Origin of the sequence: Bifidobacterium sp. UTBIF-68, assembly GCF_006408855.1 — a bacterium.
In the GTDB taxonomy this organism is placed as follows: domain Bacteria; phylum Actinomycetota; class Actinomycetes; order Actinomycetales; family Bifidobacteriaceae; genus Bifidobacterium; species Bifidobacterium reuteri.
On the sequence record NZ_JFAN01000056.1, the window covers coordinates 1 to 9,399 of the forward strand.

9 protein-coding genes and 1 tRNA gene are annotated in these 9,399 nt (G+C 59.4%); 1 reads left to right on the top strand and 9 read right to left on the bottom strand.

Annotation, left to right across the window (positions count from 1 at the left end):
• Nucleotides 1-241 precede the first annotated feature (241 nt).
• The 9 genes from BW14_RS11645 to metA form a co-directional block, all read right to left on the bottom strand.
• The gene (locus BW14_RS11645; protein ID WP_044089390.1) at nucleotides 242-538 is read right to left on the bottom strand and encodes a F0F1 ATP synthase subunit epsilon; all 297 of its coding nucleotides are present in this window, start codon (nucleotides 536-538) and stop codon (nucleotides 242-244) included.
• Nucleotides 538-2,025: a F0F1 ATP synthase subunit beta gene (gene atpD / locus BW14_RS11650; RefSeq protein WP_044089389.1), complete on the bottom strand. Its 1,488-nt coding sequence runs from the start codon at nucleotides 2,023-2,025 to the stop codon at nucleotides 538-540. The genes BW14_RS11645 and atpD overlap by 1 nt, the downstream gene beginning before the upstream one ends.
• A gap of 9 nt (nucleotides 2,026-2,034) precedes the next feature.
• Nucleotides 2,035-2,955 carry a F0F1 ATP synthase subunit gamma gene (locus tag BW14_RS11655; protein WP_140490764.1) on the bottom strand — a complete coding sequence of 307 codons (921 nt, stop codon included), beginning with the start codon at nucleotides 2,953-2,955 and terminating at the stop codon, nucleotides 2,035-2,037.
• 3 nt (nucleotides 2,956-2,958) lie between these two features.
• Nucleotides 2,959-4,587, bottom strand: coding sequence for a F0F1 ATP synthase subunit alpha (gene atpA / locus BW14_RS11660; RefSeq protein WP_140490766.1), 1,629 nt, complete (start codon nucleotides 4,585-4,587; stop codon nucleotides 2,959-2,961).
• A gap of 91 nt (nucleotides 4,588-4,678) precedes the next feature.
• Nucleotides 4,679-5,509: a F0F1 ATP synthase subunit delta gene (locus BW14_RS11665; RefSeq protein ID WP_044089386.1), complete on the bottom strand. Its 831-nt coding sequence runs from the start codon at nucleotides 5,507-5,509 to the stop codon at nucleotides 4,679-4,681.
• Between the two features lie 46 nt (nucleotides 5,510-5,555).
• Nucleotides 5,556-6,077 carry a F0F1 ATP synthase subunit B gene (locus BW14_RS11670; RefSeq protein ID WP_044089385.1) on the bottom strand — a complete coding sequence of 174 codons (522 nt, stop codon included), beginning with the start codon at nucleotides 6,075-6,077 and terminating at the stop codon, nucleotides 5,556-5,558.
• 101 nt (nucleotides 6,078-6,178) lie between these two features.
• Entirely contained in the window at nucleotides 6,179-6,409 is a 231-nt protein-coding gene (gene atpE, locus BW14_RS11675; protein ID WP_033890625.1) for an ATP synthase F0 subunit C, read from the bottom strand.
• 92 nt (nucleotides 6,410-6,501) lie between these two features.
• Nucleotides 6,502-7,311, bottom strand: coding sequence for a F0F1 ATP synthase subunit A (atpB, locus tag BW14_RS11680; RefSeq protein ID WP_044089384.1), 810 nt, complete (start codon nucleotides 7,309-7,311; stop codon nucleotides 6,502-6,504).
• Nucleotides 7,312-7,783: 472 nt separating this feature from the next.
• Nucleotides 7,784-8,824 (bottom strand): homoserine O-succinyltransferase, encoded by a 1,041-nt coding sequence (metA, locus tag BW14_RS11685; RefSeq protein WP_140490768.1) that lies wholly within the window; start codon nucleotides 8,822-8,824, stop codon nucleotides 7,784-7,786.
• Nucleotides 8,825-9,213: 389 nt separating this feature from the next.
• Here metA and BW14_RS11690 point away from each other — a divergent pair.
• Nucleotides 9,214-9,287, top strand: a tRNA-Met gene (locus BW14_RS11690).
• Nucleotides 9,288-9,399: the final 112 nt, after the last annotated feature.

Here is a 9,399-nt window from a genome sequence, read left to right on the forward strand (position 1 = left end):
GGTTATTGCCCTTATAAGGCCCAAAACCGCGCCACGCGAATGCAATAATCGCATGTTTTGCATTCGCGTGGCAGAGGCTTGTGCCACGCGAATGCAAAAAGCGCCAATCCGCAGTGGCGTGGCACGCACATAAGCCGTTCGCGCGTCATGCATGCGCATCAACACGATGCGTAAGAAAATGGCTCTCTCTGGAATCCCAGAGAGAGCCATTGCGATTGTGTGATCGCGCTATCGGTGCAGCTCAGGCCTCCGTGCTGGAGTACTGCACATCACGACCGCGCTCGACCGCCACGGTGAGCTTGTTCGAGTCGAAGGAAATGAATCCATCGGTCACCTCGAACATATGGCGATCGCCATCGGGCTCAACCACGGTGAGCGTACCCTGCTTGATGACCGTGAGCACAGGCTCATGGCTCGGCAGGATGCCCATACCGCCTTCCGAGGCGGGGATGGTCACGCTCGCCGCATCGCCGTGCCACACCGGGTGGTCGGCAGCGACGATGTTCACCTTCATCGTGGTTTTTTCCGATTCAGCCATCACTCACCAAGTTCCTTCTGCATGTCGTGCCACTTCTTCTCGAGATCGTCGATGCCGCCGATGCCGGAGAACGCCTGCTCAGGGACGTCGTCGTACACGCCGTCGCAGATGCGGGTGAAGGCCTCGATGGTCTCGTCGGCCGGCACGTAGGAACCCGGACGACCGGTGAACTTCTCAGCCACGTAGAAGTTCTGGCCGAGGAACTGCTCAATGCGACGAGCACGGTTCACTGTGGTCTTGTCCTCTTCGGAGAGCTCGTCGATACCGATCAGGGCGATGATGTCCTGCAGCTCCTTGTTACGCTGCAGAATAGCCTTGACGCGGTTGGCGCACTCATAGTGGGCCTGGCCGACGTAACGCGGATCGAGGATTCGCGAAGTGGAGCTCAGCGGATCCACAGCCGGGTAGATACCCTTGGAAGCGATGTCGCGGGAAAGCTCGGTGGTCGCGTCCAGGTGGGCGAAGGTCGTGGCCGGGGCCGGGTCGGTGTAATCATCGGCCGGCACATAGATGGCCTGCAGCGAGGTGATGGAGTGGCCTCGCGTGGAGGTGATGCGCTCCTGCAGAGCACCCATCTCGTCGGCCAGGTTCGGCTGGTAACCCACGGCGGAAGGCATACGGCCCAGCAACGTGGACACCTCGGAACCGGCCTGCGTGAAGCGGAAGATGTTGTCGATGAACAGCAGCACGTCCTGGTTCTGCACGTCACGGAAGTACTCTGCCATGGTCAGTGCGGTCAGCGGGACACGCAGACGGGTGCCCGGCTGCTCATCCATCTGGCCGAAGACCAGAGCGGTCTTCTCAAGCACGCCGGCTTCGTCCATCTCGCCGATCAGATCGTTACCCTCACGGGTACGCTCGCCGACGCCGGCGAACACGGACACACCGCCGTGGTTCTGAGCCACACGCTGAATCATTTCCTGAATCAGCACGGTCTTGCCCACGCCTGCGCCACCGAACAGACCGATCTTGCCGCCCTGCACGTACGGGGTCAGCAGATCGATGACCTTGATGCCCGTCTCGAACATCTGGGTCTTGGATTCCAGCTGGTCGAAGGCCGGCGGGTTGCGGTGGATGGGCCAACGCTCGGTAACGGTGACCTGCTCATCCGGCTTCTTGTTGAGGATGTTTCCGGACACGTCGAAGACGTGGCCCTTGGTCACATCGCCGACCGGCACGGAAATCGGGGCACCGGTGTCATACACGGATGCGCCACGCACCAGGCCGTCGGTCGGCTTCAGCGCCACGCAACGCACGGTGGAGTCACCGAGGTGCTGTTCGACCTCGAGAGTGATCTCGGTCGACTTGGCTTCGCCTTCCTCTTTAGCGCCCGTGTTGACGATGGTCACGTGCAGGGCGTTGTAGATGTCGGGCATGTGGCCGACCGGGAACTCAACGTCGATAACCGAACCCTGGACTCGGGTGACGCGTCCGTGAACCGGCTCGCCGTTGGTCTCGGAAGCCACAGTGGTCTGATTCTCAGCCATAGTGCGTTCCTACTCTTCCTTTGTGTTCAGCGCGTCAGCGCTGCCGATGATTTCGGTAAGTTCCTGGGTGATCGAGGCCTGACGCGAAGCATTGAGCTTGCGGGTGAGGTCATCGACCAGATTACGTGCGTTGTCCGTTGCCGTGTGCATGGCGTTCTGACGGCTGGCGGTCTCGGAGGCCGCTGCGGTCAGCAGGCACTCGTGGATACGGGATTGGATGTACTTCGGCAGAATGGCATCCAGCACCTCGTCCAGGCTCGGCTCGAATGCGTACAGCGGAGGAATGTCCTCTGCCGCAGGCTCGTTCTCCGGATCCGGGACCTTGGCCTCGTTCTCCACGATCTCCACCGGCAGCATGCGCAGCACGCGAACCTTCTGGACCACCATGTTGATGAATTCGGTGTAGACGATGTAGAGTTCGGAAACTCCACCCTTCTCCGCCGGTTTCATATAGGCGTCCATCAACGTATTGGAGATCGTCTCGGCGATCTCGACGCCGGGCTGGTCGGTGTCACCTTCCCATGTGGCCGCCACGTCGCGGTTGCGGTACTTGTAGTACGTCGAACCACGACGCCCGTACACGAACAGCTCCGGCTGCTTGCCATCCGCCTCGAGGCGGGCCAGCAGCGATTCCGTTTCACGGATAATCGAAGAGGTGTACGGGCCGGCCATGCCACGATCCGAGGTGAGGGCGAGAACAGCCACTCGCGGGTTGTTCTCGTCCTTCATCGCGATCGGATGCGTGATATGGGTGTGCGCCACCAACGCTTGCACGGCATCGAAAATCGCATCGGTGTACGGCTTCGCGTTCAAAGCCACATCACGGGCCTTGGCGATATGCGAAGACGCAATCATCTCCTGGGCGTTGAAGATCTTCTCCAACGACTCGGTGGAGTGGATGCGTGATTTCAATGCGAGTTGCGAGCCCATGGCTTACTTCTCTCCCGCCACGATCTTTTCCTGCTCGACCGGGGCCGCCTTGGAGATGTCAGGCTTCTTCTCGACCAGCGGCTTGCCGGCGGAGGTGACGAAGGTGGCACGGAAGGCATCCACGGCCTTGGCGAGGGCAGCCTCGGTGTCGGCGGTGAAGTCCTCGGTGTCGCGGATGGTCTTGAGGATATCGGTGTTGTGGTCGAGGTAGTCCAGCAGACCCTGCTCGAACGGAAGCACATCGGCGAGCTCGAGGTCATCAAGCTTGCCATGGGTGCCGGTCCAGACGGACACGACTTCCTGCTCCATGGAGTACGGGTGGAACTGCGGCTGCTTCAACAGCTCGGTCAGGTGGGCGCCACGGGTCAGCTGGGCCTTGGAAGCCGCATCCAGATCGGATGCGAACATGGCGAAGGATTCCAGCGAACGGTACTGCGCCAGGGAGATCTTCAGCGTGCCGGAGACCTTCTTGAGAGCCTTGGTCTGTGCCGCGCCGCCGACTCGGGAGACGGAGATACCGACGTCCACAGCAGGACGCTGGTTGGCGTTGAACAGATCGGACTGTAGGAAGATCTGGCCGTCGGTGATGGAGATCACGTTGGTCGGGATATAGGCGGACACATCGTTCGCCTTGGTCTCGACGATCGGCAGACCCGTCATGGAGCCACCACCGAGATCATCGGAGACCTTGGCGCAGCGTTCGAGCAGACGGGAGTGCAGGTAGAACACATCACCCGGGTAGGCTTCACGCCCCGGCGGGCGACGAAGCAGCAGGGAGATCGAACGATAGGCTTCAGCCTGCTTGGACAGATCATCGAAGACGATCAGCACATGCTTGCCGTTGTACATCCAGTGCTGGCCGATGGCCGAGCCGGTGTACGGGGCGATGTACTTGAAACCTGCGGAATCGGATGCCGGGGATGCCACGATGGTGGTGTACTCCATGGCACCGGCGTCCTCCAGGCTCTGCTTCACCGAAGCGATGGTGGAGCCCTTCTGGCCGACAGCCACGTAGATGCAGCGCACCTGCTTCTTCGGGTCGCCGGATTCCCAGTTCGCCTTCTGGTTGATGATGGTATCGATCGCGATGGCGGTCTTACCGGTCTGGCGGTCGCCGATGATGAGCTGGCGCTGGCCGCGGCCGATCGGCGTCATTGCGTCGATGGCCTTGAGGCCGGTGGACAGCGGCTCGTCGACCGGGTGACGGTGCATCACATCCGGAGCCTGGGCTTCAAGGATACGGCGGCCTTCGCTCTTGATCTCGCCAAGGCCGTCAATCGGCTTACCCAGCGGATCAACGACGCGGCCGAGGTAACCGTCGCCGACAGGCACGGAGAGCACTTCGCCCGTGCGACGCACTTCCTGGCCTTCCTCGATTCCAGCGAAATCGCCGAGAATCACCACGCCGATCTCACGGGCGTCAAGGTTGAACGCCAGGCCGAGCGTGCCGTCTTCGAACGTCAGCAGCTCATTGGCCATGCAACCAGGCAACCCCGTCACGTGGGCAATGCCATCACCGGCCGTGGCGACATATCCCACTTCCTGAGTGGGGGTGTCGCTCGGCTGGTAGGACGACACAAAGTCGTCCAAGGCCTTGCGAATCGAGGCGGGATCGATGGTCAGTTCTGCCATGATCACTCCTTATTGTTGGTTATTGTTCAGTCAAGTCTTTGCTTGTGTTCCGCTGAACGGCAGGGAAGGCAGTAGGCCGTTCCCCATCCGCTCAGTTGGTGCCCGCTTTCACGGTGCGGTGCAGGTTCTGCAACTGCGCGACCACGGTATTGTCCGTGACTTCGTCGCCGACCTGAATGCGCATGCCTCCGAGCACGCTCGGATCCACCACGGAATTGATGTGGACCGGGCGTCCGGCCTTCGCCGAGTAAATGTCCGTCAGACGATCGACCTGTTCCTTCGTCAGTGGCGTGGCGGTGGTCACCGTGACCATCGACTCACCCATATGACGCGAGAACTTGTTGATCAGCCACTGGATGGTCTCCAGATAGCGGCGGCGGCGAAGATTGCAGGTGGCGTGTTCGGCAAGCCTCATCGTAATCTTGTTGAGACCCTTGCCATCGAATACCTCACGGAACAGCTTCACGCGGGATTCGCTGGTGGCCTGATCGTCATACAGCTTGGCGCGCACCACCGGCAGGGTCAGCAGTGCGGAATGCAACTGCGACAGCTCGATGGATACCTGCAACGTCGAGTCAGTGGCGTCAGCGTAATACATCATGGCGTCCACGCCGAAATCTTCCACAGCGTTGGCGATGTCTCGGGCACGGCTCCAACGACGGGCGACCAGATCAGTCATGATCTCCATCGTCATCGGGTGCTCATTGCCCTGGAACAGCTCGTTGAGTACTGCGACCTTATCGGCCACAGGGCGGGAAGGATCCGTCAACGCCCGTTCGAGAGGAAGCGTGTGGTCAAGCACGCTGGTGATCTTGAACAGTTCGTTGCCGATACGCCATGCATCCTCACGGGTGTCACGCAGCTTCGGGGCGAGCGAATCACGCGACTCGCGGTCTGCTATACGGGATGCCTCTCCTCGCATGGTCACCTCCCTTTCTGGTTACGGATGTTCCTGACGATGTTCACAATCACTTCTTGGCATCCAGGTCGTTGATCATCGAGTCGATCATCGAAGACTGCACAGCGCTGTCTTCGAGCTTGGCACCGAGGATCTTTCCGGCCAAGGCAGTGGCAAGCGCGCCGACCTCGCCCTTGAGCGAGACCATGGCCTGCTGCTGCTGGGATTCCAGTGAGCGCTGAGCATTGGCGGTGATCTGCGCGGCCTCGGATTCGGCACGCGAACGTGCGTCGGCAACGATATGCGATGCTTCGGCGCGGGCGTCATCACGAATCTTGGCAGCCTCGACGCGAGCCTGGCTCAGTTGGGCCTCATACTTAGCCTTCGCCTCGTTGGCGTCCTTCTGGGCCTGCTCAGCCTTTGCGATGCCACCTTCGATCTTGGCGGTACGCTCATCGAACACAGCCTGGAACTTCGGCATGAAGAACTTGTAGAAGAACACCGCGATGATTGCAAGGATAATCAGCGACCATACGATGTCGTAGACCTTGGGGATGAACAGATTCACACCGTTCTGCTCCGCTAAAGTCATTGTCGTTCTCCTTTCATTGCTTCATTTCCTGATCATTCATTCTTCCGTCGACCCGCATCGATCCGCGATTCATGCGAACCGAACACGGCAACGGTGATGAATCACTGGAAGATGAAGCCGGCCACCAGACCGAGGAGGGCCAGAATCTCGACGAATGCAAGACCCAGGAACATCAGGGTCTGCAGACGGCCGCCGAGCTCAGGCTGACGAGCGGTGCCTTCGATGGTCTTGCCGATCAGGATGCCCAGACCGATGCCAGGGCCGATGGCGGCAAGGCCGTAGCCGATTGCGTTGAGATTACCAGCGACCTCAGCGAGGGTGATGATATCCATGGGTTTGTCCTTTCTGGTTTTTCTTCAGTACGAAGGAAATCTTGGAAAAACTATGTTCCGGGGAGCTTGAGCGAACACCGCCGAGCGGCTGATCACTCGCCCTCCGGGTAGCTCATGTTGATGTATGCAGTGGTCAACATGGCAAAGATGAATGCTTGCAGAGCCGCGACCAATATCTCGAACAGGGTCATGATCAGGCCGGCGGCAAGCGTGCCGACGCCGAGGATGGACCACAGCTTGTTCGGAATCTCGATAAGGAACCACTGGGTGGCGGCAAGGCAGACGGCCACAGTGATATGGCCGGCGACCATGTTGGCGAAGAGTCGCAGGGTCAGGGAGACTGGACGAATCACCAGAAGCTCGAGAATCTGAATCGGGGTCAGCAGAATGTAGATCGGAGCGGGCACGCCCTTGGGGAAGAGCTCGTCCTTGAGGAAGTGGCCCAGACCCTTCTCACGCGCACCTGCGATCCAGTACTGGACAAAGCACCAGCCGGCGAAGACCAGCGGCATGGTGATGGTGGCCGTAGCGGCGATGTTGAAGCCCGGGATGATGCCGCACAGGTTGAACACCAGAATGGTGAAGAACATAGTGGTGATCATCGGCAGATAACGCTGTCCGCGCTCCTTGCCCATCACCTGATAGACGATCTGGTCACGCACGAATTCGATGACCCATTCCACGGCGCCCTGCCAACGACCTGGAATCAGCTTGGCACGAGCCGCCGAAACACCCAGAATCACCAGCATGATCACGGTGGCGATCACGCGCACCATGATGATGCGATCCATGGCGAACGGAGTCCCCGGAAAAATGATCTGAGGAAGAAGGAAGTCGTCGACGGTCGGGAATTCCGGGCCGTCGGCGGCCAATGCCACCCCGTTCAAAAGGGCTTCGTTCATTCTCACGCCTCCTGCTTCTTCTGTTGTCAGATGTCAGTTTAGACCAGCGGAGCGAGCAAATGTGACGTATCGGTTACTTCCACTCTCCACTGCGGGACCGGCCAGGCGGGAACCGGAGTTGGCGCTTGGCATTCAACCCCGAATGACTGAAATGCGATTATTGGCCTCACATCGGACAAAGTCAATGCCCGCTTGGCGTGTCCATTGTAAGCCCTACTGCCATAAGGGTTTTACCACTTTGTTATCATACTCGGCGCTATTAGACGGGCACCTCAATATTGCCGAGTTTTGATCACACCTTTGTCCATATATCGAACAGAGTGGTATCCAAGTCGTGGTCACTGCGTCGCGTAGCCGCTACAAAGGGGCGGCACATAGGCTCATACAGACCAAGGCACCAGGCACCATTGCCGGCAATCTTACCGGCAGTCAGACCCCGACATACCGACAAACCAGCAGACCGATCGCGAAATCAGCGCCGAGGAATAACCCCGTATCCATCATGCTCGAACGGCGCGAAGCCGTCTTTACGCGGACTGCCCGGTTCGTGACGAATCGAGCGATCGGTGCCGAGCTTCTTCTCCGCTCGCAATTGAGGCACTTCAGACAAGTCATACGGCGTGGTCTGATACACCCAGTTCAGCCAGTTGCGCCACAACAGGTTGCCATGTGCGCGCCAGCTGAACAACGGCTCAAGCGAGGGATCGTCATGTGGGAAGTAGTTTTGGGGGAACGGCACATTGGTGAGCCCCTTGGCCATATCGCGCTCGTATTCCTCGGCGAGCGTGTATTTGCCGTATTCCCAATGGCCGAGCGCGAAGACCTCGGAGAAGTCACGCGTTGCCACCAACCCCGGCCCGGATTGCGGGCCCCAAGTCAGCACCTGCAGGTTCTCCCCATGCGTCTTCAGATCATCCTCGTTCACACCGGCCAGACGGGAATGCGGCTGCAACGCGATCTCGTCAAAGCCGTTGGTGAGGAAGCAGTATTCATCCTGCAGGTACTGCGGGAATACGCCGAAGACCTTCTGCGGATAATCCTCCTTGCGCACACCGTAACGGTAATACAGCGCACCCATGGCGCCCCAGCACATGTACATGGTGGAGAACACATGAGTGGAGGCCCAGTCGAGGATGGTCTTGAATTCCTCCCAGTAGTCCACCTGTTCGAAAGGCAGATGCTCCACCGGTGCGCCGGTCACGACGAAACCATCGTAATAGTTGTCCTTGAACGCATCGAGCGTTTCATAGAACTTCACCAGATGGTCAGCGGAGACATGCGTGGACTCATGCGTGGAGGTCTTCATGAAATCGACCTCCACCTGCAGCGGGCTCTTGGAGATGAGGCGAAGAAGCTGTGTTTCGGTCTCGATCTTCTTGGGCATAAGATTCAAGATCACCAGTTTGAGCGGACGCACACGCTGACGCTCAGCTTCGGGCTTCTCGAGGGCGAAGATGCGCTCCGAATCGAGGATGGCACGGGCCGGCAGGCCACTGGGAATCTTAATAGGCATGTCTTCATTATGGTGGAATCGCGGATATGCCGCACGCCAAGGATGCTGTTTTATGCGGCGGACCACATAGATTCCGCTTATGACGCGTTACGCGACAGGACAGCGCGGTATGACACTCCGCATGGCCGGCGTGCCACGCTCCATGCATGATATGTTCCTCAGGGTTGGCGCGCGCCACGCGCAGTATGGTCCTCAGTGCGGCACCAACTCCCTACACGCGACGCCACTTCACACGCGGCACGTCCCCTCTACGCGCGATACGTCCCACGCGCGGCACATCCCATGGGCGATGCATCACCTCCCACTGGCGACACGCCGAAGAAACCAACCTGATTGACTTTTTTCAATCCCTCAGTATCGTAGATAGAGCTGTCAGAAAGACAAGCCGACGCGGGGTGGAGCAGCTCGGTAGCTCGCTGGGCTCATAACCCAGAGGTCACAGGTTCAAATCCTGTCCCCGCTACTGCGGGCGGAGGCCGTCACGATTATTCGTGGCGGCCTTTCGTGTATTCGCAGCGCCTTCAGGGCGCGACTACGTAGCCGGACGATGGTGTCCCATGAAAAAACAATATCCG